27 protein-coding genes and 1 riboswitch are annotated in these 25,593 nt (G+C 38.8%); of the genes, 22 read left to right on the forward strand and 5 right to left on the reverse strand.

Features of this window, described 5'->3' with window-relative positions:
* Window positions 1-15 precede the first annotated feature (15 nt).
* From BLR86_RS13910 to BLR86_RS13940, 7 genes are read left to right on the forward strand one after another with little or no spacing between them, the layout of a single operon-like run.
* Window positions 16-345, forward strand: a complete 330-nt coding sequence (locus BLR86_RS13910; RefSeq protein ID WP_090762415.1) for an urease subunit beta — start codon at window positions 16-18, stop codon at window positions 343-345.
* Window positions 342-2,054, forward strand: coding sequence for an urease subunit alpha (ureC, locus tag BLR86_RS13915; protein ID WP_090762417.1), 1,713 nt, complete (start codon window positions 342-344; stop codon window positions 2,052-2,054). Before BLR86_RS13910 ends, ureC begins: the two co-directional genes overlap by 4 nt.
* Before the next feature lie 11 nt (window positions 2,055-2,065).
* Window positions 2,066-2,521, forward strand: a complete 456-nt coding sequence (ureE, locus tag BLR86_RS13920; RefSeq protein ID WP_090762418.1) for an urease accessory protein UreE — start codon at window positions 2,066-2,068, stop codon at window positions 2,519-2,521.
* Window positions 2,514-3,200, forward strand: coding sequence for an urease accessory protein UreF (locus BLR86_RS13925; RefSeq protein WP_090762420.1), 687 nt, complete (start codon window positions 2,514-2,516; stop codon window positions 3,198-3,200). The genes ureE and BLR86_RS13925 overlap by 8 nt, the downstream gene beginning before the upstream one ends.
* Before the next feature lie 14 nt (window positions 3,201-3,214).
* Window positions 3,215-3,826, forward strand: coding sequence for an urease accessory protein UreG (gene ureG / locus BLR86_RS13930; RefSeq protein WP_090762422.1), 612 nt, complete (start codon window positions 3,215-3,217; stop codon window positions 3,824-3,826).
* Between the two features lie 3 nt (window positions 3,827-3,829).
* The gene (locus tag BLR86_RS13935; protein ID WP_090762424.1) at window positions 3,830-4,654 is read left to right on the forward strand and encodes an urease accessory protein UreD; all 825 of its coding nucleotides are present in this window, start codon (window positions 3,830-3,832) and stop codon (window positions 4,652-4,654) included.
* A 22-nt stretch (window positions 4,655-4,676) separates the two neighbouring features.
* A complete protein-coding gene (locus BLR86_RS13940) occupies window positions 4,677-4,895 on the forward strand; it encodes a hypothetical protein (RefSeq protein WP_090762426.1) in 219 nt (72 codons plus the stop codon).
* Window positions 4,896-4,938: 43 nt separating this feature from the next.
* On the opposite strand, the gene BLR86_RS13945 is transcribed toward BLR86_RS13940, so the two are convergent.
* A complete protein-coding gene (locus BLR86_RS13945) occupies window positions 4,939-5,865 on the reverse strand; it encodes an urea transporter (protein WP_254782331.1) in 927 nt (308 codons plus the stop codon).
* A gap of 244 nt (window positions 5,866-6,109) precedes the next feature.
* Here BLR86_RS13945 and BLR86_RS13950 point away from each other — a divergent pair, with 244 nt between their 5' ends.
* Window positions 6,110-6,820, forward strand: a complete 711-nt coding sequence (locus BLR86_RS13950; protein ID WP_090762430.1) for a DUF421 domain-containing protein — start codon at window positions 6,110-6,112, stop codon at window positions 6,818-6,820.
* 87 nt (window positions 6,821-6,907) lie between these two features.
* Here the strand turns inward: BLR86_RS13950 and BLR86_RS13955 are convergent, their stop codons facing one another.
* Together BLR86_RS13955 and BLR86_RS13960 are read right to left on the reverse strand one after the other, a co-directional pair.
* A complete protein-coding gene (locus tag BLR86_RS13955) occupies window positions 6,908-7,600 on the reverse strand; it encodes an LrgB family protein (protein WP_090762432.1) in 693 nt (230 codons plus the stop codon).
* Window positions 7,570-7,974 carry a CidA/LrgA family holin-like protein gene (locus tag BLR86_RS13960; RefSeq protein ID WP_090762434.1) on the reverse strand — a complete coding sequence of 135 codons (405 nt, stop codon included), beginning with the start codon at window positions 7,972-7,974 and terminating at the stop codon, window positions 7,570-7,572. The genes BLR86_RS13955 and BLR86_RS13960 overlap by 31 nt, the downstream gene beginning before the upstream one ends.
* A gap of 222 nt (window positions 7,975-8,196) precedes the next feature.
* Window positions 8,197-8,379, forward strand: a riboswitch (Lysine riboswitch).
* Window positions 8,380-8,483: 104 nt separating this feature from the next.
* On the opposite strand from BLR86_RS13960, the gene BLR86_RS13965 reads away from it, so the two are divergent.
* From BLR86_RS13965 to hprK, 4 genes are all read left to right on the forward strand, one after another.
* A complete protein-coding gene (locus tag BLR86_RS13965; RefSeq protein ID WP_090762436.1) occupies window positions 8,484-9,317 on the forward strand; it encodes a transporter substrate-binding domain-containing protein in 834 nt (277 codons plus the stop codon).
* Window positions 9,318-9,382: 65 nt separating this feature from the next.
* Window positions 9,383-10,111, forward strand: coding sequence for an amino acid ABC transporter permease (locus tag BLR86_RS13970; protein WP_090762438.1), 729 nt, complete (start codon window positions 9,383-9,385; stop codon window positions 10,109-10,111).
* Between the two features lie 20 nt (window positions 10,112-10,131).
* A complete protein-coding gene (locus BLR86_RS13975; RefSeq protein WP_090762440.1) occupies window positions 10,132-10,866 on the forward strand; it encodes an amino acid ABC transporter ATP-binding protein in 735 nt (244 codons plus the stop codon).
* A gap of 124 nt (window positions 10,867-10,990) precedes the next feature.
* On the forward strand, window positions 10,991-11,914 hold the full coding sequence (hprK, locus tag BLR86_RS13980) for an HPr(Ser) kinase/phosphatase (RefSeq protein ID WP_090762442.1): 924 nt from the start codon (window positions 10,991-10,993) through the stop codon (window positions 11,912-11,914).
* Window positions 11,915-11,957: 43 nt separating this feature from the next.
* On the opposite strand, the gene BLR86_RS13985 is transcribed toward hprK, so the two are convergent.
* On the reverse strand, window positions 11,958-12,320 hold the full coding sequence (locus BLR86_RS13985; RefSeq protein WP_090762444.1) for a DUF3899 domain-containing protein: 363 nt from the start codon (window positions 12,318-12,320) through the stop codon (window positions 11,958-11,960).
* Window positions 12,321-12,657: 337 nt separating this feature from the next.
* On the opposite strand from BLR86_RS13985, the gene BLR86_RS13990 reads away from it, so the two are divergent.
* From BLR86_RS13990 to BLR86_RS14010, 5 genes are all read left to right on the forward strand, one after another.
* Window positions 12,658-14,331 carry a peptide ABC transporter substrate-binding protein gene (locus tag BLR86_RS13990; RefSeq protein ID WP_090762446.1) on the forward strand — a complete coding sequence of 558 codons (1,674 nt, stop codon included), beginning with the start codon at window positions 12,658-12,660 and terminating at the stop codon, window positions 14,329-14,331.
* Window positions 14,332-14,501: 170 nt separating this feature from the next.
* A complete protein-coding gene (gene opp3b / locus BLR86_RS13995) occupies window positions 14,502-15,431 on the forward strand; it encodes an oligopeptide ABC transporter permease (protein WP_090762448.1) in 930 nt (309 codons plus the stop codon).
* Window positions 15,432-16,583, forward strand: coding sequence for an oligopeptide ABC transporter permease (gene opp3C / locus BLR86_RS14000; protein WP_090762450.1), 1,152 nt, complete (start codon window positions 15,432-15,434; stop codon window positions 16,581-16,583).
* A gap of 19 nt (window positions 16,584-16,602) precedes the next feature.
* Window positions 16,603-17,658, forward strand: a complete 1,056-nt coding sequence (locus BLR86_RS14005) for an ABC transporter ATP-binding protein (protein WP_090762451.1) — start codon at window positions 16,603-16,605, stop codon at window positions 17,656-17,658.
* The gene (locus tag BLR86_RS14010; protein WP_090762454.1) at window positions 17,655-18,584 is read left to right on the forward strand and encodes an ABC transporter ATP-binding protein; all 930 of its coding nucleotides are present in this window, start codon (window positions 17,655-17,657) and stop codon (window positions 18,582-18,584) included. Before BLR86_RS14005 ends, BLR86_RS14010 begins: the two co-directional genes overlap by 4 nt.
* 53 nt (window positions 18,585-18,637) lie before the next feature.
* Here the strand turns inward: BLR86_RS14010 and ilvA are convergent, their stop codons facing one another.
* Window positions 18,638-19,846 (reverse strand): threonine ammonia-lyase, encoded by a 1,209-nt coding sequence (gene ilvA, locus BLR86_RS14015; protein ID WP_090762457.1) that lies wholly within the window; start codon window positions 19,844-19,846, stop codon window positions 18,638-18,640.
* Window positions 19,847-20,235: 389 nt separating this feature from the next.
* On the opposite strand from ilvA, the gene BLR86_RS14020 reads away from it, so the two are divergent.
* The 5 genes from BLR86_RS14020 (at window position 20,236) to BLR86_RS14040 (ending at window position 25,589) form a co-directional block, all read left to right on the forward strand.
* Window positions 20,236-21,405 carry a ParM/StbA family protein gene (locus tag BLR86_RS14020; RefSeq protein ID WP_090762460.1) on the forward strand — a complete coding sequence of 390 codons (1,170 nt, stop codon included), beginning with the start codon at window positions 20,236-20,238 and terminating at the stop codon, window positions 21,403-21,405.
* 13 nt (window positions 21,406-21,418) lie between these two features.
* Entirely contained in the window at window positions 21,419-22,009 is a 591-nt protein-coding gene (locus BLR86_RS14025; RefSeq protein ID WP_090762462.1) for a hypothetical protein, read from the forward strand.
* Window positions 22,010-22,176: 167 nt separating this feature from the next.
* On the forward strand, window positions 22,177-23,751 hold the full coding sequence (locus BLR86_RS14030; protein WP_090762923.1) for an ABC transporter substrate-binding protein: 1,575 nt from the start codon (window positions 22,177-22,179) through the stop codon (window positions 23,749-23,751).
* 3 nt (window positions 23,752-23,754) lie between these two features.
* Complete coding sequence (locus BLR86_RS14035) at window positions 23,755-24,759, forward strand: ABC transporter permease (RefSeq protein ID WP_090762926.1); 1,005 nt, start codon at window positions 23,755-23,757, stop codon at window positions 24,757-24,759.
* On the forward strand, window positions 24,756-25,589 hold the full coding sequence (locus BLR86_RS14040; protein ID WP_090762464.1) for an ABC transporter permease: 834 nt from the start codon (window positions 24,756-24,758) through the stop codon (window positions 25,587-25,589). Before BLR86_RS14035 ends, BLR86_RS14040 begins: the two co-directional genes overlap by 4 nt.
* Window positions 25,590-25,593 lie beyond the last annotated feature (4 nt).

The following is a 25,593-nucleotide window of genomic DNA, read 5'->3' on the forward strand; positions in this document are numbered from 1 at the left end:
CAGGAGGACACCCGAATGGAATGGGAACCAGGGCAATTGTTTTTAAAAGAAGAACCAATTATTTGCAATGAGGGAAGAGACCTTTTTCGAGTGAAGGTAACCAATACAGGTGACCGGCCAGTTCAAATAGGTTCACACTTTCACTTTTTTGAAGTGAATGAATCCTTACAATTTAATAGAGAAGAAGGGTATGGGAAAAGGTTAAATATTCCGGCCGGTGCGGCAGTCCGTTTTGAACCGGGTGATGAAAAGGAAGTTGAACTGGTTCCATATGGAGGCGAGCGTAAGGTTTATGGCTTTAACAATAAAATTGATGGGCCATTAGAAGGGGGCAATCGAAAATGAGTTTTGAAATGCCGAGGAAGCAATATGCCCAAATGTTCGGTCCCACTACTGGAGATTCGATTCGGCTGGCTGACACCGATTTAATCATTCAAATAGAAAAAGATTATACCACTTATGGCGAAGAAGTCGTGTTTGGCGGCGGTAAAGTCATTCGTGATGGAATGGGACAACATCCACTCGTCACGCGTGGTGATGGAATCCCTGACGTGGTTATTACGAATGCGGTCATTTTAGATTACACAGGAATTTACAAGGCAGATATTGCGCTTCGTGACGGAAAAATAGCTGCAATTGGCAAAGCGGGAAATCCATTGGTAATGGATGGGGTCGATATCGTCATTGGGGCTTCAACTGAAATTATCGCTGGTGAAGGGATGATTGTAACTGCTGGAGGAATTGACACCCACGTTCATTTTATCAATCCGGCACAAGTCGAGGTTGCCTTAACTGCAGGACTTACCACCTTAATTGGCGGTGGTACAGGTCCTACTGCAGGTTCAAGGGCGACAACTGTTACTCCTGGTGAATGGAATATCCACCGCATGCTTGAAGCGGTAGAGGGTCTGCCAATAAATGTTGGATTAACAGGTAAAGGACAGGCAGCAGCAGAGGAGCCGTTGGCCGAACAAATTAGGGCCGGTGTCATTGGTTTAAAAGTTCATGAGGACTGGGGTGCGACACCTTCAGCGCTCGATTATACATTAAGGGTTGCAGATAAATTTGATGTACAGGTGGCACTTCATGCAGATACCCTAAATGAAGCAGGTTTTGTTGAAAATACAATGGCAGCTCTAAAAGACCGGGTTATTCATATGTACCATACAGAAGGTGCTGGCGGTGGACATGCGCCAGATTTGATTAAATCAGCCAGCTTTATGAATGTTCTGCCATCTTCAACGAATCCTACCTTGCCCTATACGATTAATACAGTTGATGAACATTTGGATATGCTGATGGTTTGTCATCATTTGAATCCTTCCGTTCCTGAAGATATCGCATTTGCTGATTCACGAATTAGAAAGGAAACCATTGCTGCAGAAGATGTCCTGCAGGATATGGGCATATTCAGTATGACAAGTTCCGATGCGCAGGCAATGGGAAGAATCGGTGAGGTGGTTCTAAGGACATGGCAGGTAGCCGATAAAATGAAAAAAGAAAGAGGTTTCCTTAAAGGGGATAGTAAACTTTCTAATAATAATCGGGCAAAGCGTTATATTGCAAAATATACCATTAATCCTGCGATTACCCATGGAATTGCCGATTATGTCGGGTCCATTGAAGTAGGAAAAATTGCAGACTTAGTGATTTGGTCGCCGGCATTTTTTGGTGTAAAGCCAGAGTTGGTCCTTAAAAGTGGAATGGTTGTCCATGGAATGATGGGGGATGCAAATGCATCGATTCCAACTCCGCAGCCAATCATTAGCCGTCCTATGTATGCTACTACTGGTAAAGCCTTACAGAAACATTCGATTACCTTCATATCGCAAGCAGCTTATGAAGATAAAGTCCATGAAAAACTTGGGTTAGAAAAAATGATTCTACCTGTACATGGAATAAGAAAGTTAACGAAAAAAGACATGAAACTGAACTCGGAAACCCCAGAGATAACTGTTGACCCACAAACATATGAGGTTAGAGTCAATGGAGAACTGATTACCAGTGAGCCGGCAAAAGAACTGCCGATGACGCAACGTTATTTTCTATTTTGAGGTGAAAAGGTGTGCTAATTGAAAGAATCGAAACAAATATTGAAAGAATGGAAAAGGAAGAAATTATCAGGCGTCATATCGAAAAGGTATACCTTGAGAGTGATCACTTGGTAAAACGGATTCAAAGAGTGACTACTGATCACGGACGGGAAATCGGTATTCGATTAAAGGATCCACGTGATCTTGTTGCCGGTGACGTCCTTTATATGGATGAAAAAAATATGATTGTTATTGACGTGGTTGCAGATGATTTATTAGTTATCATCCCCCGCAGTATCAAAGAAATGGGGACAATCGCTCATCAGTTAGGAAATAGGCATCTTCCAGCTCAGTTTGAAGATCAAATGATGATGGTTCAATATGATTACCTTGTGGAGGAACTATTAAATGAACTGGACATTCCCTACCAACGTGAAAAACGAAAAGTAAAACAGGCTTTTCGACATATTGGTCATAGCCATGGATGATAAAATTCTTGCACTGTTTCAGCTATGTGATTCCAATTTCCCTACAGGTGCCTTTAGTCATTCCTATGGACTTGAAAGTTATATCCAGGAGAATACGGTGCATAACGTAGAAACATTTTCGCAATGGCTTCGGGTTTTTATTCAAGAGCAGCTCCTAAACTCAGATGGGCTGGCATGTCATTTAGTGTACCAAGCATTAGAGGATGAAGATTTCGAAAAAGTATGGAAAATGGACAGAATGTTGACCGTGCAAAATTTGCCTCGTGAAACGAGGGAGGGCAGCATGAGGATGGGGGAACGGATGTTAGAACTTGTCCAATCCTTGTATGAAATACCTGCCCTTTTGCCCTATAGAAAGAGAATTACAACAAAGCAATCATTTGGTCACCCAGCCATTGTTTTTACAATGGTTGCTCACAATCTTGGCGTATCCAAATCCACAACGGTTTTATTTTATCTGTATTCTGTCGTTTCTAGTATTGTTCAAAATGCTGTAAGAGGCATTCCTTTAGGACAGACGGCTGGACAGAAAATAATCCGTGATATTCAACGTGTTTTAGTTGAGGCTGTTACGGCTATCGGACAGCTGGATGAAGAAGACTTTGGTATCGTTTCACCCGGTATTGAGTTATCGCAAATGAGGCACGAACGTACAAATATTCGAATTTTTAGTTCATGAAAGGAAGTGTTTTTATGGAACCAATTAAAGTTGGAGTAGGCGGACCAGTCGGAGCAGGAAAAACCATGTTAGTTGAAAAACTTACACGACGTTTAAATGATGAAATAAGTATGGCGGTAGTGACAAATGATATCTATACAAAAGAAGATGCGAAGTTTTTAATGCAAAACGGAGTTCTGCCCGCCGATCGTATTATTGGGGTGGAAACGGGTGGATGCCCACATACTGCTATACGTGAAGATGCTTCGATGAATTTTGCAGCAATCAATGAATTAAAGGAAAAACATCCGGATGTACAATTGATTTTTGTGGAAAGCGGCGGGGACAATCTAGCCGCTACGTTCAGCCCAGAGTTGGTTGACTTTTCGATCTATATTATCGATGTTGCCCAAGGGGAAAAAATCCCGAGAAAAGGCGGGCAGGGAATGATTAAATCGGATTTATTTATCATTAATAAAACCGATTTGGCACCACATGTCGGTGCAAGTCTTGAAGTCATGGCGTCCGACACAAAAAGTTTTCGCGGTGACAAGCCGTTTGCCTTTACCAATTTAAAAGATGAAGCAGGACTCGATAATGTCCTTGATTGGTTGAAGCAGAACGCTTTATTAAAAGGATTGGCTTAAATCATGGAGGGATGGACAGGTGTTTTGCATTTAAATGCGGAAGACAGAAAAGGGAAGACTGTTGCGAAAAATGTATATTTTCAGGGTGCGTTTAAAGTAATGCGCCCTATTTATCATGATGATTCCGGTAGGGCTTGTTACTATTTATTAAATCCTGGAGGCGGCTATTTAGATGGAGATCGCTATCAAATGAAGATTGAGGTTGGGGAAAATGCTAAATTAACCCTAACCACACAGGGAGCGACAAAGGTTTATAAGACGCTAAAATCTTTTGCCTACCAAGAATCAGAGATTTCTTTGGCAGCTGGAAGTTATCTTGAGTATTTCCCTGATCCCTTGATTGCCTATCAACATGCACATTACAAACAAAAAAATGTCATCCGGATGGATCCATCAGCCACCTTGCTTTATTCAGATATCATTACTCCGGGGTGGTCACCCGAAGGAGAGCGTTTTAGCTATAAAACCGTTCAGTTATTAAATGAAATCTATATGGATGGAGAATTAGTTGTTTATGATCATTTACATTTAAAGCCTTCGATGCAAAATATCAAGGGACTTGGATTCATGGAAGGATTTACTCATTTAGGATCAATGATCGTCATTTGTGACCAAATGAATAGTTCATTTCTTGATCAGGTTCATTCCATAATTGAAGGGAATTCATTTGATTATAAAGTTGGACTCTCTTTACTTCCAGTATCAGGATTTACGGTTCGGGTATTCGCAAATTTAACACAAGATATTGAAAGGATTTTTTCAGACATTCACCGGTATATTAGCCAGGAATGGTTCCAAACTAAACAATACTCGCTTAGAAAATATTAATTTAACCCGAGGAGGGTATTTTATGTTTGAAAACTTTGAAGTAAATCATTTGTTCGAGGGGACCGTCCATGAACATCCGCATTTTTCTTTAAGTGTAGAAGGTAATGAATATAAAGGAATGATTCATGGTGACAAAATACATTGGTACAATCCACATCCCAAACAATCACTTGAGGAAGAGCATGTTAGTGCAATTGAATCACAGGTAGTTGATATGATCAGTGATCATTTGGAACAATGAAAAAATGGCTGTCTCAATTTCTTTGAGACAGCCATTTTTTTGTTTATATTTTGGGGAGAACCTTTCTGGCCCCCAAGAAAATCCAAGTGCAAAGTACAAAAGGCATGGTTAGCGCCGGGAGCCCATAGGGCAAAAGCCAGGTTACAATGCTAGCTGTAATCGGAACGGTTAAACAAGCTGCAATAATTCCAGTTATTAACCCATGCCGGGAGTCCTCCTTAAATACAATTGATACGGCAAGTATCGTTAAAATGGCATTATAACCATAAAGCCCCATAAAAATTAATGAGTGTTCTCCACCGAGGCTGTAGGATGTTAACAAAGCAGCAATATTGCCTATAACCGCATATACACCTAATCTCCGCCCTGCCCAAAAAACGGCTATAAAAAGCAAAATTCCAGAAAGTGTATGATCAAGGAAAAATATTTGCCCGATACCATTTACAGCACCCTCCAGCCAATCGTTCTCTCCTTTAATATTTAACGTCCAATTGGATAATGATTGTGGTGTAAGCTTTGGGCTGATCTTAAAGGTAACTAGTCTGTAAGTAGTGAGCAACCAAAGCCAAGTTATGACAATAAAGGGAAATGTCAAAATTGGTATATCGGTTTGCCGAAAAAAGTGCATCAATGCTGCTGTAAATAAAGCTGCAATGGCGGACCCAGCCAGGGCAATGAACCATCGTTCATCGCCTTGTAAAAATAAAAAAAGCGCCATTCCTGTAAGAACAGAGTTATACCCAAATAATCCCTGATTAATCTTTTCCTCTTCTGCACCGCCTAATTTACCAATTAATGTTCCAATTAAACTTGATAAAAGAGTGATCATGCCTAAAGAATACGATGCAATGGTAATTGCGATCAAAATAATAAAGCCAGAGATAGCATTCTCAATTAAAATGACTTGAGAGATTCCCTTTAAAGATGTTAAAAACAGCCAACTCCATTTGTTCTTATATATGGAAAACAACTCCTCTACAGGTCCTAAAAGTGACTTAAAGATAATTGTTGCTGACTATTAGTGTTTCCGCTTTTTCCCTTTTTATTTGCTAAGTAAGCACCAATGTCTATCATGACACAAGAAAACCACCCTACGCCATCGAAAGCCTGAACCTATCTTTTTCATAATTGGATAATACTTCTAATGTGAAGTTTATAATTATTAAAATGAAGGAAATGATAGGACTATCAATAGTTAAAATTGAGGTGAAAAAATGCCTGAACATATCGAAGTAATTTTGAGGTCAATTACTTCCTTCAGTTTATTGTTAATTGGAGCAAGAATTTTAGGTAAACAAACGATATCGCAAATGACAATGTTTGATTTTGTTGCATCCATCTCGTTAGGAGCTATTTCAGCGAATTTAGCCTTTAATACTTCTATTAAGGCGCATCATACGATCATTGCTCTTACGATATATGTAGTAATTCTTTTTTTGATTGCGATTATTTCATTAAAAAGTAGAAAAGGAAGAAAAATTCTTGCCGGAGATCCTACAATTGTGATACAAACTGGAAAAGTATTAGAAGGAAACATGAAAAAAATGCGATATACATTGGATTATTTAAATCAACAACTAAGGGAAAAAGATGTTTTTAACATCGAAGAGGTTCTCTTTGCAATCGTTGAGACGAATGGGACGTTAACAGTATTAAAAAAGCCACAATTTAGAAATGTAACAAGACAGGATTTGATGATTACAGTAATGCCTGAGCAGAAGATGCCTATTGAACTTATTATGGATGGAGAAATAATTAAATCAAATTTAGAACAAAATAATTTATCTTTTTCATGGCTAGAATCGGAGTTAAGAAAGCGTGATTTAACAAAGCATGAGGTTGTTTATGCAGTAATGGCTGCTAATGGTAATATGTATGTCGATACATTTAGAGATGATATTCATTCCCCAATTGATAAAGAGTAAAACCTGAATTTAATAAAATGAAAAAAACAGGGTCAATCTCCCACTGAAGATACGTTGTACTCCAGTGGGGACTGCCCCCGTTTACATTCAAATATGAAATAGCCACACAACAAAGGGACCTAAAAATGAGCCAATAATCGCACATAAGGTCATGGTGACAGAACTCATGGAAAAGGCAAGTTCACCATATTCAGCAGCTTTTGAAGTTCCTATGGCATGTGAGGCACTCCCTAGGGCGATCCCTCTCCCAATAGGACTATGAATCCGGGTTAACTTAAAGATTGTGGGAGCTGTAATGACACCAAAGATGCCAGCAATCATCACGCCAACAACCGCCATTGAGGCATTCCCCCCCAATCCTCTGGCCACTTCTATTGCAACAGGGGTTGTAAGAGATTTAGGGATGATTGATAGCGTAACTGGATGAATTAACCTAAATATCTTAGCTAAGATGCTGACACTTACCATCCCAGAAATGGCACCGATTAAAACCCCTCCCAAGATTGGAAGCATATGAGTCATTAAAAAGTGACGTTGTTTATACAAAGGATAAGCAAGCGCCACAACGGCTGGTCCCAAAAGAGAGTTAATCCACTGTCCGCCTATCATATAGCTTTTATAAGGAATATTAAGCACTACAAGGATGATGATAATCAGAACGGTAGCAGTTAAAACGGGAATGAAAAACGAATATGAAAAACGCTTGTATAATCGGGTCATCACAAAAAAGGCAAAGACCGTTAATAAAATCATCGAGATTGAGAATAGTGCTTGCTGCAATCCTGTTCATCCTTTCTTTTTTGTGCTTTCTTTTCAAAAAATTGGCTTGCCGTCCCTGCTATTGCAATGGTAATGACGGTGCTTATTAGAATGACGATAAAGAGTAGCACACCGCGAAGGGAAAGCAAGGAAGGGTAATTCATGATACCGACTGTAGCAGGAATAAGACATAATGTTAATATACTTAACAGAAAACCTGCTCCCTGCTCAATAAACCTTACTGGGATGATTTTTAAACATAAACAAATGAAAAGTAATAGTAGTGCAATTATACTACCCGGAATCACCAGGTGAAAAAAGTTTTGAATAGCCGTTCCAATGAAGAGAAAAATATATAAAATGCAAATTTGCAAAACAATGATTAGGAATTTCATATGTGCAGTGTCCCTCTAATGAGAGATAACATCCTACCTTCTTTCTCAAAAGTGAACTTAAAATCTAAAACCTATTATACACTCATTGATGAACTGGTGGCTTCCAAATGTTTTTAGCAACAATTGGGTTGTGGCAGGCGCTGTTTTTAACTACCAGTTGACGTATTTTAATAATATGCTATATTATATAGAAATAATTTAATAGGACCTCACTTTTTTTTACAGTGAGGTAGAGGCGCGATATTTAACAGTTTTTAGTGGAGCTTGAGAAGCTATGATGCTAAGGAGAAGGAAATGTCGCCGAAGTTTGCAATATTCTTCAGTATTGCATGCTGGGTCTGCAGTTAAGAGCTGCAGGACTGTCTCAGTAAACTCCCGAGTTTATTGAGTTGTGCTATCTCATTTGAGATAAAAGAGAGGACTTTAGGGCAACTAGTGCATAGTGCGACCTGAGTATACCTCAGGTCGCTTTTTGTCGTAATTTTATAGAAAACAGGAGGAGAGACAGTATGGCGAACAAGGGAACATTATTTATTATATTATTGATTTCAACCATTCTTCTTTTAGCAGGGTGCGGCTCAAGTAAGGATTCTAATTCAGGATCATCAGAAAATACATTTAAGGTAGGTCTTGAAGCGGGATATGCTCCATTTAACTGGACACAAAATGATGATTCCAACGGTGCAGTTAAAATAGATGGCTCTAAAGAATATGCAGGTGGCTATGATGTCGAAATCGCTAAAAAGTTGGCGGAAGGTTTAGGAAAAGAATTAGTGATTGTTAAAACAGAATGGGATGGGCTTGTACCAGCGTTAGCATCAGGCAAAATTGATGCCATCATTGCTGGTATGTCACCGACAGCAGAACGGAAGGAAACCATTGATTTTTCGGATAATTACTATACATCCAATTTAGTTATGGTAGTGAAAAAGGGCAGTAAATATGAAGGAGCTACTTCTATTCAAGATTTTAAGGGAGCAAAAATAACAGCTCAATTAAATACGTTCCACTATTCAGTGATCGATCAAATTAAAGGGGTAGACAAGAAAACGGCGATGGACAATTTCCCAGCGATGAGGGTGGCTCTTGAATCAGGAATGATCGATGGATACGTTTCAGAGCGTCCAGAAGGTGTTAGTGCATCAGCTGCAAATGAAAACTATTTAATGGTTGAATTTGAAGATGGTTTTAAGACATCAGCAGATGATACCGCAATCGCTGTCGGGCTTAAAAAAGGCAGTGAATCTACAGATAAAATCAATGAAATTTTAAAAGGTATCTCAGAAGAAAACCGTACAAGTATTATGGATACTGCTATTAAGAATCAACCAGCAGCCCAATAAAAAAATGGTAAAACCGGCTGTATATCAACATACAGTCGGTTTTATACAGTAGAGGAGGATAAAAGATGAGTCTTGAGTGGGTCATTAAAATAGTCACGGAAAACTGGCCTATGTTCCTTCGTGGCGCTGGTTTAACACTTTTGATTGCTCTAATTGGAACGATTATTGGGGCAATAATTGGATTAGTAGCAGGGGTAATACGAACGATTCCAGTACCTGAACGTGGAGCGAAAAAGGTATTTTTAAAAGTGATTAACATAATCCTTTCTATCTATATTGAATTATTCCGTGGAACACCGATGATTGTCCAAGCGATGGTTATTTATTTTGGTTCTGCGTTAGCATTTGGAATAGATATGAATGTTTTTACTGCAGCGATCATTGTTGTGTCGATCAATACAGGAGCCTATATGGCAGAAATTGTTCGTGGCGGGGTTGTTTCGATTGAAAAAGGACAATTCGAAGCCGCACATGCGATTGGAATGAATCATGTCCAAACGATGTGGAATGTTGTATTACCACAAGTTATTCGCAATATTCTTCCTGCAACAGGCAATCAATTTGTGATTAATATTAAAGATACGTCCGTTCTAAACGTTATTTCTGTTACAGAGTTATACTTCGTAACAAAATCGATTTCCGGAAATAACTTTAGATATTTTGAATCATTTTTCGTAGCCTGTATGATTTATTTTGTGATGACCTTTATTGTAACAAGAATATTGCTATACATTGAAAAGAGATTAGATGGGTCGGACAACTATACGATGATTGGAAACGATATTCAAAAATAATGGGAGAAGGAGGAGAGCATTTGGAAAAGATTATTGATATTCAACATTTAAACAAATCCTTCGGAACGCATGAAGTATTAAAAGACATTAACTTTTCAGTGAAAAAAGGAGAAGTAGTCTCCATTATCGGTTCCTCAGGGTCTGGTAAATCAACTCTTCTTCGTTGTATTAATCTATTAGAAAAACCAAGTGGCGGGCAAATTATCTATCATGGTGAAAATATACTTGATGACAAGCATGATGTAGCCGATTACCGAAAACATTTAGGCATGGTGTTTCAGCAATTTAACTTATTTAACAATCACAATGTTCTTAATAACTGTGTGGTAGGACAAGTAAAAGTATTAAAGCGCTCTAAGGAAGAAGCCGAAAGAGTAGCGATGAAGTACTTGAAGGTTGTTGGTATGGACAAATATATCAACGCAAAACCAAAGCAGCTATCCGGTGGCCAAAAGCAGCGTGTGGCAATTGCAAGAGCGCTTTCCATGGAACCAGATGTGATGTTATTTGATGAACCAACATCCGCTCTTGATCCAGAAATGGTAGGAGAAGTTTTAAAGGTCATGAAGGAACTTGCAGAGTCAGGTCTTACGATGTTAATTGTTACCCACGAAATGGAATTTGCCAAAGAAGTATCTGATCGAGCTGTATTTATGGACAAAGGAGTTATTGCGGAAGAAGGAAGTCCAGAGCAAATTTTCAATCATCCAACACAAGATCGTACGAGGGAATTCCTAAAACGCACGTTAAAATAATGATGGGGTCAGTTTCCTTCGCTTTAAGGCGTTTGAGGACTGCCCTCTTTTTTATAAATGGGTGAATTTTCCTCTGAACTAAAGTATAATTCAATAAAAAAGGCTAATGGGACGTGAGGTTAAGGTGAAAAGAATAACGGTTGAAAACTTGGTTCAGAAGTTTTCATTGAAAGTGCTGGCTGGAGAAAGTCAACTGCATAAAGTGGTAACACAATCACGAGTACACCGTCCGGGACTAGAGTTTGTCGGCCATTTTGATTTTTTCCCTACAGAGCAGGTTCAAATATTGGGGAAGAAGGAAATTACCTATTTACATAAATTAAGCCACGAAGAACGTAAATTGCGAATTGGAAATATTGTTCACTATCACCCCCCATGTTTCATTGTAACGGCTGGTGAAGAAGGACTTACCTATTTGGTTCACCATTGTAAGGATCAGGGTATCCCCTTGTTAGTAACAAACAAGCCAGAGATAACTTCAGAATTCATCAGTAAATTGGATGCGTATCTAATCAAGGAATTAGCCCCCGAAATGGCAGTACATGGAGTTTGTATGAATGTGTCTGGCATTGGGATCTTACTTCGCGGAAACTCAGGAGTAGGAAAAAGTGAAACAGCACACACATTAATCCGCCGCGGACACAGACTGGTGGCCGATGATATCGTCGTTCTAAAGAAGCTTAGTCAACAAACGATTATAGGTACTCATGATGAGAAAACCAAGGAGTTTTTGGCTCTTCGCAGTATTGGCCTGTTGAATGTGGTGCGGCTTTACGGCCGCAAGGCATTTCAAGATGAAACACGAATTACCCTTGATATTAATTTGACGAAATGGGAAAAAGATGCCTTGTATAATGATTTGGATCAGGAAATTAACTATACAGACTATATGGGTGTTAAGATTCCCTCAATGGAAATTCAGCTCCAGCCTGGACGCGATGTGGCGGGGTTAATTGAGGCAGCAGCAAATAACTGGTATTTGAAGCAGCAAGGATATAGCGCAGCCGAAGAGTTCATGAGCAGGATTGAAGCAGATATAAACAAGTAAAAGGGAAAAAGGGTCAGTCATTCACTGGATTGGGACTGACCTTTTAAATATAATAAATTAACAATAGTATGGTAAGTAGGAATAGCAGTGAGATGGCTTGGAATTTAATTCTTTGATAGAAAGAAGCATTAAACTTTTCTGACGGAAGTGGTTTATCCCGCCATTCTTCAAGATAATCGTTTTGTTTAAACATAATACTATTGAATCTTCTGAACCCGAAGGTTACGCCGTCAAAAAAACCGCCTTTTATCGTATACATTAGTAAAACGATCATTAGGTATAGAAAACTAAGATAGAATAATGCATTAATAAAATTCAGCAGATTATAAGTTGATGAAAATAGGAAGAAAATCAAAATCGTTAGGATCAAATTGAGCAAAAATCCAGCCCATTTATTTTTAAGCATTTCTTTTCACCTTGTCATTAAAAATATTATTTTGAATTTGTAAATAAGAATACTGGTATTTTAACTTAAATAGTTCAGAAAGTATACTTTATCGGTGTTTTTGAATAGAATAACATCTAAGATATATTATTTGAATATGAATATTTTTCCTTCAGGAATCTAAGAAGTGTTTATATACCAACTGTAATGTTGCTGTAATCTATAATAGAATAATAATTTTTTGACTCTTTTATATATTTAGTCTTTACAAAAGTAGTAGAAAAATAGTATGATTTCATTAGCTTCTTTTTTAAAAGCGAATTGACAGAAAAATAAAACAATAGGAGGTCATTTTTTTATGAAGAAAAAATATGCATGGCTCTTAGCCCTTAGCCTAGTACTCAGCATGTTTCTAGCAGCGTGCTCAGGCGGCAATAAGGAAACAGCTGATAAGGACAAAAAACCAGCTGAAGAAAAGCCAAAAGTTGATCAAGTATTAAGCTTTATTAATGGTGATACGATTCCTTCTATGGATCCATCAATGGTGACGGATGAATATGGAATCCAATTTATTAGTACCACAATGGAAGGTCTATACCGACTTGACGAAAAGGGACAGGCAACGGTTGGTATTGCAAAAGAGCACAAGGTAAGTGACGATGGGAAAACTTGGACTTTCACTTTACGTGAAGATGCTAAGTGGTCAAATGGTGACCCTGTAACTGCTCACGATTTCGTTTATGCTTGGCAGCGTGCAGTTAACCCTGACACAGGATCTGAATATGGTCCATACATGATGGGCGGCGTTATTAAAAACGCTAATGCTGTTAACAAAGGTGAAGTTCCTGTTGAGGAATTAGGTGTTAAAGCTGATGGCGATTACAAACTGGTTGTTGAACTAGAAAACGCAACACCGTATTTTGAATCTTTAACAACTTTCGCTACTTTCTACCCATTAAACCAAAAGTTTGTTGAAGAAAAGGGCGATACATTTGCAACTAGCGCTGATACATTATTATCAAACGGACCATTCAAGTTCTCTGACTGGACTAGTACTGCTCAAAAGTGGGAATTAGTTAAGAACGAAACGTATTGGGATGCAAAAACTGTAAAGTTAGAAAAAATGTCTTATGTAGTAGTAAAAGAAGCACAAACAGGTGTTGACTTATATGAAAAAGGTGAAGTTGACCGTGCTGGTTTATCATCTGACCTGGTTGATACATACTCAACTCATGATGATTACACAGTAGAACCTGATACTTCAGTATTCTACATTAAGATGAATCAAACTAAAAACCCTGCTCTTAAGAACGTAAACGTACGTAAAGCACTCTCTAGAGCATTTGATAAGCAAGCATTAGTAGATGAAATCTTAAACAACGGTTCAATCGTTGCTACCGGTTTAATACCAGCTGATTTCGTTCCAACTCCAGATGGAAAAGACTTCCGCAAAGTTAGTGGAGATCTTGTTAAATTCGATACAGCAGAAGCAAAGAAATACTGGGAAAAGGCTTTAGCTGAACTTGGAACTGATTCAGTAGAAATTGAATTCCTTGGCGGCGACACCGATGTTTCTAAAATGATGAACCAATACCTTGCAAACCAATTATCAACAAATCTTCCTGGTTTAAAGGTTACTTTAAAAGAAGTACCATTCAAACAACGTCTAGCATTAGACACAGCTATGGATTATGACATGCAGTTTGCTGGATGGGGACCTGACTTCCTAGATCCATATACCTTTATGAACCTTTGGTTAACTGATGGTGGAAACAACCAAATGGGCTACTCCAACGCAGAATACGATAAGTTAATTAATGAGACTTCAACAACTTTAGCACTAGATCAAAAAGCACGTTTTGATAACTTCTTAAAAGCAGAGAAAATCTTGTTTGAAGATGCAGCAATTGCTCCTGTATATCAAAAAGCAAGCGCAATGTTAGTGTCTCCAAAAGTACAAGGTGTGTTTACAAACGCATTCGGAGCTACTTATGAATACAAATGGGCTAGCGTTGGTGCTGTTGAAAAGTAAGTAAAAAAATAGTGTAAATAATGCTATTTAAGAAAAATTGAAGGGAGTGTATGCTTTTAGGCATATACTCTCTTTTCTCCTGTTTGGACTTGAATATTCCGATTATAACAAAAATTTTATAATCGCCATGATATAGCGTATAATAAGATAGAAATTTAGGAGGTGCAAAAATGACTCGATATATGCTCCGTCGCATATGGTACATGCTAATAACATTATTTATCATTGCGACATTCTCATTCTTTTTGATGAAAATTTTGCCGGGTAGCCCGCTAAGTGCAGAAGATAAATTGAGCGAAGAACAAAAGGCAATAATCTTAGAGAAGTATGGATTGAATGACCCAATTCCAGTACAGTATGCTAAATATCTTGGTGGACTTGTACAAGGTGACTTTGGTGTATCATTTAAGTTTGATAATACCCCTGTAACAACAATATTGTTAGACAGAATTGGGCCATCTGCACAAATAGGATTTCAGGCTTTAGTAGTAGGATCAATCATCGGTATATTCCTTGGACTAATAGCCTCAATTTTCCGAAACAGCCCAATAGATTTTTCATCTACCATTATTGCTGTTTTAGGTACTTCCATTCCATCGTTTGTATTTGCAGGATTACTGCAGTATGTATTTGCCGTAAAATTAGGGTGGTTCCCGGTGGCTCTTTGGGGCACATTTGCACATACTATTTTACCTACGATAGCTTTGGCCATTCACCCAATGGCGACCGCAGCACGTTTTACGAGAACAGAAATGGTAGAAGTATTACATTCCAATTACATCATTACCGCTCGTGCTAAAGGTGTGGCTGAATCTGGAATTATCTTGAAACATGGATTGCGCAATGCACTTATTCCGTTAATTACCGTTTTGGGTCCAATGGCAGTGGGTTTGATGACTGGTTCATTAGTTATTGAACAAATTTTTGCTATTCCTGGTATTGGTGAGCAATTCGTTACATCTGTTACTGTAAATGATTACCCAACGATTATGGGAACAACATTATTATTTGCGTTCGGTTTTATTTTGATTATCTTAATCATTGACCTCCTATATGGATTGATTGATCCTAGAATTAGATTAGCAGGAGGAAATAAATAAATGGAAAAAAATAACCTTAATAATATACCCAAAGATTTATTTGTTCCTCTTGTACGTAAAGAGGATACTAGCGAAAAAATCTCCGCTCCTAGCAGAACGTTTTTTCAAGATGCAAAAAGAACGCTTTTTAGTAATAAACCTGCTGTTTTCAGCATGTTTCTCATCGCATTAATTATCATCTTGAGTATCGTTGGACCATGGATGAATAATTTCGGTTCTGATGAACAGGATTTAAAAAGGGCGAAAATGCCTCCGCGTGTACCAGTTTTAGAGAACATTTCATGGCTTGGACTTGATGGTACATTATCAGGTACTTTCCAAGGTAAAGATGTAAACCAGGCTACTGCCAAGGCAAATGCTAGATTCGCTAAAAAAGAATTTGTTGATTTAGAGGTAATAAATAAAGGTGACGGTACTCTGAATTCCGCGGAAGTCAAAGCAACCTATCATATTTATGATGCGAAAGAAATGAAAGATACGTACTTCTGGATGGGAAGCGATGCTTTAGGTCGTGACCAGTGGACAAGACTTTGGGAAGGTACACAGGTTTCATTAATTATTGCTTTTGTTGCCGCGGTGCTTGACCTTGTTATTGGTGTTGCTTATGGCGGGATTTCTGGATTTTACGGCGGAAGAGTCGATAATATCTTGCAGCGAATTGCTGAAATTCTAGTTGGTATCCCTAACCTAGTTATTATCCTTTTAATGATGCTTGTACTGAAGCCCGGTATTGTTTCGATTGTCATTGCTCTATCGATTACTGGGTGGATTGGTATGTCCCGAATCGTTCGTGGTGAAGTACTAAAGCTAAAAAACCAAGAGTTTGTTTTAGCTTCAAGAACCTTAGGAACTTCTAATGGCACCATCATTAGAAAGCACTTGGTTCCAAATATCAGTGGTATTATCATTATAAACACGATGTTTTCAGTTCCAGGAGCTATCTTTTTCGAAGCATTTTTAAGCTTTATTGGATTAGGTATTGTTCCTCCAGATGCTTCACTAGGTTCTTTAATTGACCTTGGGTTTGATAACCTCAGACTTTATCCATACATGCTTGTGTTCCCGGCAATTATAATCTCTGTACTTATGATTGCATTTAATATTGTTGGGGATGGTCTGCGAGATGCATTTGATCCGAAAATGCATAAATAAGAAGGTAGGTGTTTAATAAATGACTAAATTATTGGAAGTCAAAGATTTAAAAGTATCATTTAACACCTACAATGGTGAAGTGCAAGCTGTTCGGGGTGTTACCTTTGATTTAAATAAAGGGGAAACATTAGCAATTGTAGGTGAATCAGGTTCAGGTAAGTCTGTAACCTCTAATGCAATTATGAGACTACTTCCAGAACCACATGGCTTTATTAAAGAAGGGCAAATCCTCCTCGAAGGGGTAGACCTTGCTAAAAAGACGAACAAAGAAATGCAAAAAATTCGTGGAAAAGATATTTCTATGGTCTTCCAAGATCCAATGTCGTCTTTAAATCCGACAATGAAAGTTGGAAATCAGATCATGGAAGGTCTGATAAAGCACCAAAATATGAGCAAACAAGAAGCAAGAAAAACAGCGCTTGAACTTCTGACGCTTGTTGGAATTCCGAGACCTGATGTGCGTATTGATCAATACCCTCACCAATTTTCTGGTGGGATGCGTCAGCGTGTAGTGGTTGCGATAGCTTTGGCATGTAATCCTAAGATCTTAATTGCCGATGAACCAACAACTGCTCTTGATGTAACCATTCAGGCGCAAATTTTGGAATTGATGAAGAGCATTCAACAAAAAACCGATAGTGCAATTATTTTCATTACACATGACCTTGGTGTTGTAGCAAACGTTGCGGACCGTGTAGCAGTTATGTACGCTGGGAAAATCGTGGAAGTTGGAACAGTAGACGATATCTTCTACAATCCTAAACACCCATATACGTGGGGCTTGATTGGGTCTATGCCTACATTGGAAAGTTCGGACGAAGAACTGTTTGCTATACCTGGTAGCCCGCCAAATATGTTGAATCCACCTATTGGAGATGCGTTTGCTCCTAGAAACCAATTTGCTTTAGAAATTGACACAGTAATGGAACCGCCAATGTTTAAAGTATCTGATACACATTATGCGGCAACATGGCTTTTACATGAAGATGCGCCTAAAATCGAACCACCTGCGGCAGTTAAGCAAAGGATGCAAGGTTTTGCTAGTACGGGTGCAAAGGGCGGTGGCGAAAAATGACAACGGAAAAATTACTTGAAGTAAAAAATTTACAAAAGCATTTCACAGTTGGTAAGAAAAATATCATCAAAGCTGTCGATGGTGTTAGTTTTGATGTATTTAAAGGTGAAACATTTGGACTAGTTGGTGAGTCTGGATGTGGTAAGTCTACAACTGGTAGAACGATCATCCGCCTTTATGATGCAACTGGCGGGGAAGTTAAATTTAATGGTGAAGATGTTCACGGAAAAAAATCTAAATCTGAACTTCTTAAATTTAATCGAAAAATGCAAATGATTTTCCAAGATCCGTCTTCATCCTTGAACCCTCGGATGACCGTTTTGGATATTATTGCTGAAGGTCTAGATGTTCATAAGCTAGTGAAGAATGACACGGAACGTAGACAAAAGGTTGAAGAATTATTAGAGGCTGTTGGTCTAAATAAAGAGCATGCAACCCGCTTTCCACATGAATTTAGTGGTGGGCAAAGACAACGGATTGGTATTGCTAGAGCGCTAGCAGTGGATCCAGAGTTTATTATCGCTGATGAACCAATCTCCGCATTGGACGTATCCATTCAGGCACAGGTAGTCAATTTGCTTAAGAAATTGCAAAAAGAACGTGGTTTAACGTATTTATTTATTGCTCATGACCTTTCAATGGTTAAATATATCTCCGATCGTATTGGCGTTATGTATATGGGTAATCTAGTGGAACTTGCTGATAGCGATGAACTATACAATAATCCTATTCATCCATATACAAAATCATTGTTATCTGCTATTCCGCTGCCAGATCCAAGATACGAGCGTACGCGTAAACGTATTAGTTATGATCCTACAATCCATGATCCAGATGGTGAGTTTGAGCTTAGAGAAGTTAAGCCAGGACATTTTGTTCGTTGTACAGCAAAGGAATTTGAAAGATATCAAAATGAACAAAAGTAAAATAAGCAGTAGTTAAAAAAGAGTGTTGACTCCAATCAACACTCTTTTTGCTGCTAAAAATGATTCATTTCGACACTGCTATTTTTTTCTTTAAGGACTTTATACAACATATCAATATGTTCATTATTTTTTGTTTCTACTGATATATCTAGACCAGCATATCCAGGATAAATATTCTTCCCCATATGATTAAGATTTACGGATTGGATGTTTGCATCTAAATCTGTCAGCGAACTTAAAATCTTCTGAAGTTCCCCGGGCTTATCCTTCAAGGTAATCGTAAAAGTTGCATACCGTCCTGATTCTACTAATCCGCGCTCAATAATCCTAGAAATAAAATTCATATCGACATTTCCGCCGCTTAAAACAGCAACAACCTTTTTTTCCTTCAGGTTTACTTTTTCATATAAAAGTGCAGCTAGGGAACAGGCACCAGAGCCTTCTACTAACAGCTTATTTCTTTCTAAAATCATAAGCATCGTTCGGGCAATTTCCATTTCATCCACACAATAAATACCATCAACGTATTTTTGGGCGATCTCAAAGGTCTTTTGTCCTGGCTTTCTTACGGCTATTCCATCAGCCGTGGTTGGTGTTGAATCTACCAACACAGGGATCTTTTCTTTTAATGATTGGTACATGCTAGGACAAGCAGTTGCCTGAACTCCATAAATGGCTATGTGGGGGTTTTTCTCTTTGACTGCCATTGCAACACCTGCAATCAAGCCACCGCCGCCTACAGGGCAAATTATAGCCTCTACGTCGGGCAGTTGATCAAGGATTTCCAAACCGACTGTTCCTTGTCCAGCTATAATTGCTTCGTCATCAAAGGCATGAATAAATGTAGCATCCCTCTGCTCTTTAAGTTCAAGCGCATAAGCTAGGGCATCATCAAATGTCGACCCTTCTAAGAGAACCTCTGCCCCATATTGTCTTGTAGCCAGTACCTTACTAAGTGGTGCCCCCTTTGGCATGACAATTGTACAATTGATCCCTAACATTTGACTAGAATAGGCTACCCCTTGTGCATGGTTGCCTGCAGAGGCAGCCACAACCCCCTTATGTGACTCTTCATCAGATAAGGATATTAGCTTATTATACGCACCTCTCGCTTTAAAAGATCCGGTTTTTTGGAGGTTTTCGAGTTTCAAGTATACTTCAGTATGAGCAAGCTGACTAAATGTTTTCGAATAATCCAGTGGGGTTGAATGAACAATCCCCTTCATTTTTTCTCGTGCAATGATAATATCGTTAACGTTCATCGTTTCCTCCTACTTTTACACATGTTTTTACTTAGGGTGCGCTAGGTAAAGGAAACTATGATAATTTTGTTTTTTCATAAGAAAATCTTCAGTTTTTTTTGTATACAAAATACGTGTACATGTAAACAAGTTTGTATACAACATGTTTACTAATTTGTTTACATGTTTACAAACCTGTACACATGCTGGTTTTACGCTATGTATACGCGTTTGTAATCGTTGTAAACAAAATTGTATACAACGATTACATAATGTTTACAATCTTACACGTTCATTTCTTTTTGATAGTTTCATTGAAGAATCAAGAAATTTTCTATACACTTAAACTTGAGAAGCTAGATACATATTTTCAGTTACTTCTAATATGAAAGAATGAAAGGATGATAGATTTGAATAATTCTAGAGTTGCAGCCATTGATGTAGGAAATGACTCGATTAAGGCTATTTTTGGAGAATTAGAATATGAGGTTAATATTCCTAATATCATTGCGAGGGACACAGAGGATCGCCCTGTGATTGGAATTGAAGAATTAGATGATAAGGATCCTCTTGATGGTATTCATATAAAAGTTCATTCCCCTGCTTTAAAAGACAATAATGCCATTTATCGTGTTGGGAATTTAGCAACCAAAAGTAATAATGCCACAGAATTAGATCCGGGCAGCAGCAAGTCTGAGGAGGACCAAACCTTAGTCTTACTTTTTACGACATTAGCTTTAGATGCTGTTAAGGAAAATACTTTCCGCCAGGTGAAAAATGTTATTGATGCAAACTATACATTAGGAACAGGACTGCCCCTTCGCGAGGTTAAGGAAGGTAAGGATGCAGGCTATCGCTCAAAATTAATTGGCTCCGTTCATCAAGTTGAATTCCTTGTCACACCAAAATACCAAGGTATAAAGGTAAATATTAAGTTTGATGAGGTAAAGGTTTATCCGGAAGGGTTTGCTGCTTATATTAATCTAGTAATGGACAATAACCTAAAAATTATCAATAAAGAGCTTATCGATAAGCGTATTTTGATCCAGGATATTGGCGGTCTCTCAACAGATATCGCCGTTATTAAAAATCGAAATGTTGATGATGATAAAGCGCAAGGCTTTAATCTAGGAGTCTCGGAATCATTGGAACAAATTCGTGAGGAAATCAGATCGAAGCACGGTGTTGAGCTAGATAGCCGCCGTGATGTCGTTGAAATCATTACCAAGAAAAACGACCGTAATCATATTATGGTTAAAGGAAGCAGGACTAGTGTTCACGATATAACAGACCGCATTCTGTTAGATTTGGCCAAAAAACAATATCGTTTATTACGAAATGTATGGTCAAAGAACTCACAAACAGAAATCTGCTATTTTGTCGGTGGTGGTGCGACTGTACTAAAGGATTATCTTAAAACGTTAAATAATAATCTTGATGGGTATAACATTGATTTCTTTGAGGATGAAAAAGAAAGTATTTGGATGATGGCAAATGCCTATTACAAGCTCATCACAGACTATGTTAAAAAGGCAGAGAAACAAAGTGCTGAACAAACGAAAAAGCCTGTTGCCAATTAAATAAGGTGATGATATGAAGAAAGCTGGCTCAAATGAAATACAGAGGGGACAAGCGATTTCTTTTCGTGTCCCCTCTGACACACCTGACCATATAATCAAGCAGCTGCAGAAGTTAAAGGAAACAGAAAGAAGAAATTTTTCAAGCAAAATTGCAGAATTTGTGATGGAGGGCGTCAGTACCGTTAATGCAAGAGAACGCGAGATGATTACGGTCCCATTGCCGAAAAAACTCACAAAAGCACAACGTGATTGGTTGAAGCACGAACATTCTGAGGCATTATTAGGAAACATTATCTATCAATTAATCTCTGATCCGGTTCGCTCTACCTCCCTGCTTGCTAGTTTTAATAGCAGTGCTATCGATATTGATGAAGCGTTGTATCTTCAAGAGGAAGTATTACCTGAAATTCATAACTATCAGGATAATGATAGTGCCGTAGAGGAACTTGCGGCATCTATTGATTTATCCGATCTCGATGATGACTTAAGTGAGTTTGATTGGGAAAGTACAAAGCCCGTAGTCGATGAGGAGAATGAAGTGGAAGTGGAAGAGACTGAATTAGATGACCTGTTAGGCGGGTTTCTGGCCAGTATGAATAAATAGGTGAAAATCAATCTAGGATCAAAAGATAAGCAGATTTTTTGCTTATCTTTTTTGCTTTAGTCGTAATAATTGCTTGGTTCCTTATGCTATAATTCTATTAATTAGATTACCTTTTTTATAGGAAATGGAGTGGGACCTTGAAAAAAATTACCTTATTTATTCTAACAATGCTCTCATTTATAATAATTGCAGGTTGTGCCCAAGAGAAAAATAATAATGCTAAAGATAAGAAAACTGCCAGTAAAGAAGAGCTTATTTTAGCAGTGGGAAATGAGCCAGAAACAGGCTTTGATCCAGCATTAGGCTGGGGGCAATATGGTTCACCTCTTTTCCAAAGTACATTATTAACAAGAGACAATAAATTAAAAATTACCAATGACTTAGCTACGGGTTATGAAGTTAGCGGGGACGGTAAGATATGGACGGTAAAACTTCGAGACGATGTTCTGTTTTCAGACGGAAAGCCACTAACGGCGGAGGATGTTCAATTTACATTTGAAACAGCACTAACAAGTGGTTCTGTTTTGGATTTAAATATTCTTGAATCTGTAAAGGTGACTGACCCGACTACTGTTGAATTCCACCTTAAACATGCAAATTCAACCTTTATTCATTCGTTATTAACATTAGGCATCATCCCAAGTCAATCTTATGGTGATAACTATGCAGAAAACCCAATTGGATCGGGTCCTTATAAGCTTGTCCAGTGGGATAAAGGACAACAAATCATCATTGAAATGAACCCAGATTATTATGGAAAAAAGCCATTTTTTAAAAAGATCACTTTCTTATTTTTAAATGAGGATGCAGCCTATGCGGCGGCAAAGGCAGGACAGGTAGATATGGCTTATATTCCTGCCTCTTTTAGTAAAAATCAGATTACCGGAATGCGTCTAGAAGCCATTCAAAGTGTAGATAATCGTGGAATCATGTTCCCTTATGTCGCTGCAGGAGAAAAAACAAAGGATGGTCGTGCGCTTGGGAACGATGTGACGGCAGACATCGCTATACGAAAGGCCATTAATATCGCCACTGATCGCCAGGCGCTTGTAGAGGGGATTTTAGAAGGCCGTGGTACTCCTGGGTATTCAGCAGCAGATGGTTTGCCTTGGGGAAATGATGAAACAAAGATTAAAGATAATGACTTGAATGGTGCGAAGGAAATTCTGGCTAATGCCAATTGGAAAGACGAAAATGGTGATGGACTTCTTGAAAAAGGAGCATTAACAGCAGAGTTTGATCTCCTCTACCCTGCTAGTGATGTTACTAGACAATCATTAGCGATAGCGGTTGCTGATATGGTAAAACCATTAGGCATAAAAATAAATGTTGAAGGTAAGAGCTGGGACGATATTGAATCGTTAATGCATTCCAGTGCAGTGATCATGGGATGGGGCAGCCATGACCCGCTAGAGATTTATAATTTGTTTAGCGGGAAAATGGCAGGAGTTGAGTATTATAACTCAGGTTATTATTCAAATGAGAAAGTGGATGAATACTTGGAAAACGCACTGTTATCCAGAACAGAGGAAGAAGCGATCGAATACTGGAAAAAGGCTCAGTGGGATGGAACAACTGGATTTAGTTCATTGGGGGATGTCCCTTGGGCATGGTTAGTAAATATCGATCACTTGTATGTAGTAAATGAAAAACTGGATATTGGAGAGCAGAGAATTCAACCGCATAGTCATGGTTGGCCTATCACTGATAATCTTGTTGACTGGAAATGGAATGAGAAATAAATGATGGGTGCGAGACAAAGATGCGCAAGTATAGTCTCATTTATAATAAGGAAAAGCGTCAGGCTTGCTTCTCTGGTAGTGGCTATTTGTGTCATTACATTTATCCTAATCAGCCAATCACCTATTGATCCTATTCAAGCCTATATTGGTGCAGATATGATGAGGGTTGGTCCAGAGCAGCGAGAGAAAATTGCAGAAAATTGGGGGTTAAATGAACCGCCAACAGAGCAATTTTTCCGCTGGGGCACGTCCGTATTACAGGGCGATCTAGGAACATCGATGATCTATCGGCGTCCTGTTACTGAGATTATTAGTGAAAAATTCCTCCATTCTCTCACGCTAATGATGATTGCCTGGGTTTTATCGGGGATGATTGGCTTTGCACTAGGGATAGTAGCAGCAATGAAAAAAGGTACATGGCTAGATCGAATGATCAAAGGATATTGTTATACGTTAGCCTCGACACCAACCTTTTGGATGGGGCTGCTGTTAGTAATGGTTTTTGCTGTATGGTTAGATTGGTTTCCAATTGGAATGGGAGTACCTGCAGGTGTCCTTGCTGAAAATGTAACACTAACTGACCGTATCAAGCATATAATCCTGCCCGCGGTTACCTTAAGTATCGTCGGTGTCGCGAACATTGCCTTACATACGAGACAAAAATTAATTGAGGTTCTTTCAAGTGAATTTATTTTATTTGCCAAGGCGAAGGGTGAAAAAGGATTTACCCTCCTATGGAGGCATGGATTACGGAACATTTCTTTACCTGCGATTACGCTCCACTTTGCCGCCTTTAGTGAACTTTTTGGGGGAGCCGTTTTAGCAGAGCAGGTTTTTTCTTACCCAGGATTAGGACAGGCAACGGTTGAAGCAGGACTCCGCGGGGATATTCCCCTCCTGCTGGGATTAGTAATCTTTAGCTCCATATTTGTCTTTGCAGGTAATTTACTGGCTGATCTTATTTCTTTTGTTGTTGATCCAAGAATGAAGGAGAAAAGGTCGGTATGAATACGATGAAGACATTAAATAAAAGACAGAAAACGGTTATGGTAATCACCATTACTTCCACCCTATTATTGGCTATTTTAGTTGGAGGCCAGCTGTTAAGTAATGATCGGATTGTAACGAATTTAGAGTTTCGAAACCTCCCTCCTTCGCTTACTCATCCATTTGGAACAGACTGGCTGGGGCGGGATATGCTCACGAGAACATTAAAAGGACTGTCGGTTAGTATCGTCGTTGGTCTAATTGCAGCTGCTACGTCTGTTATTATTGCCGTCGGACTAGGGATCATGGCAGCAACCATGGGAAAAGTGGCGGATGCCATCATTTCGTGGCTGGTAGATCTCTTTTTGAGTATTCCACATTTAGTCATGCTGATTTTAATTTCTTTTGTCATGGGCGGTGGAATGAAGGGCGTCGTGATTGGCTTAGCAGTTACTCACTGGCCAAGCTTAACGAGGGTTATTCGGGCAGAGGTCATGCAGCTTCAAACTGCAGAGTTCGTCCAAACATCCAAAAGACTAGGAAAATCCCGTTGGTTTATCGCAGTAAATCATCTCCTGCCCCATCTCCTGCCCCAGTTCTTAGTGGGCTTGTTTTTACTGTTTCCACATGCAATTCTTCATGAGGCAGCAGTAACCTTTTTAGGTATGGGGTTATCACCACACCAACCAGCCATTGGGATCATCCTCTCTGAATCCATGCGCTATTTGTCTACCGGCATGTGGTGGCTGGCATTTTTCCCTGGCTTATGTTTACTATTGGTGGTTCGAGCCTTTGATATACTAGGTGACCGGCTTCGGTCATTCGTTGACCCGAAGCGTGCGAATGAATAAAACG

The sequence above is a fragment of the Bacillus sp. OK048 genome, assembly GCF_900103525.1.
Taxonomy (GTDB): domain Bacteria; phylum Bacillota; class Bacilli; order Bacillales; family Cytobacillaceae; genus Neobacillus.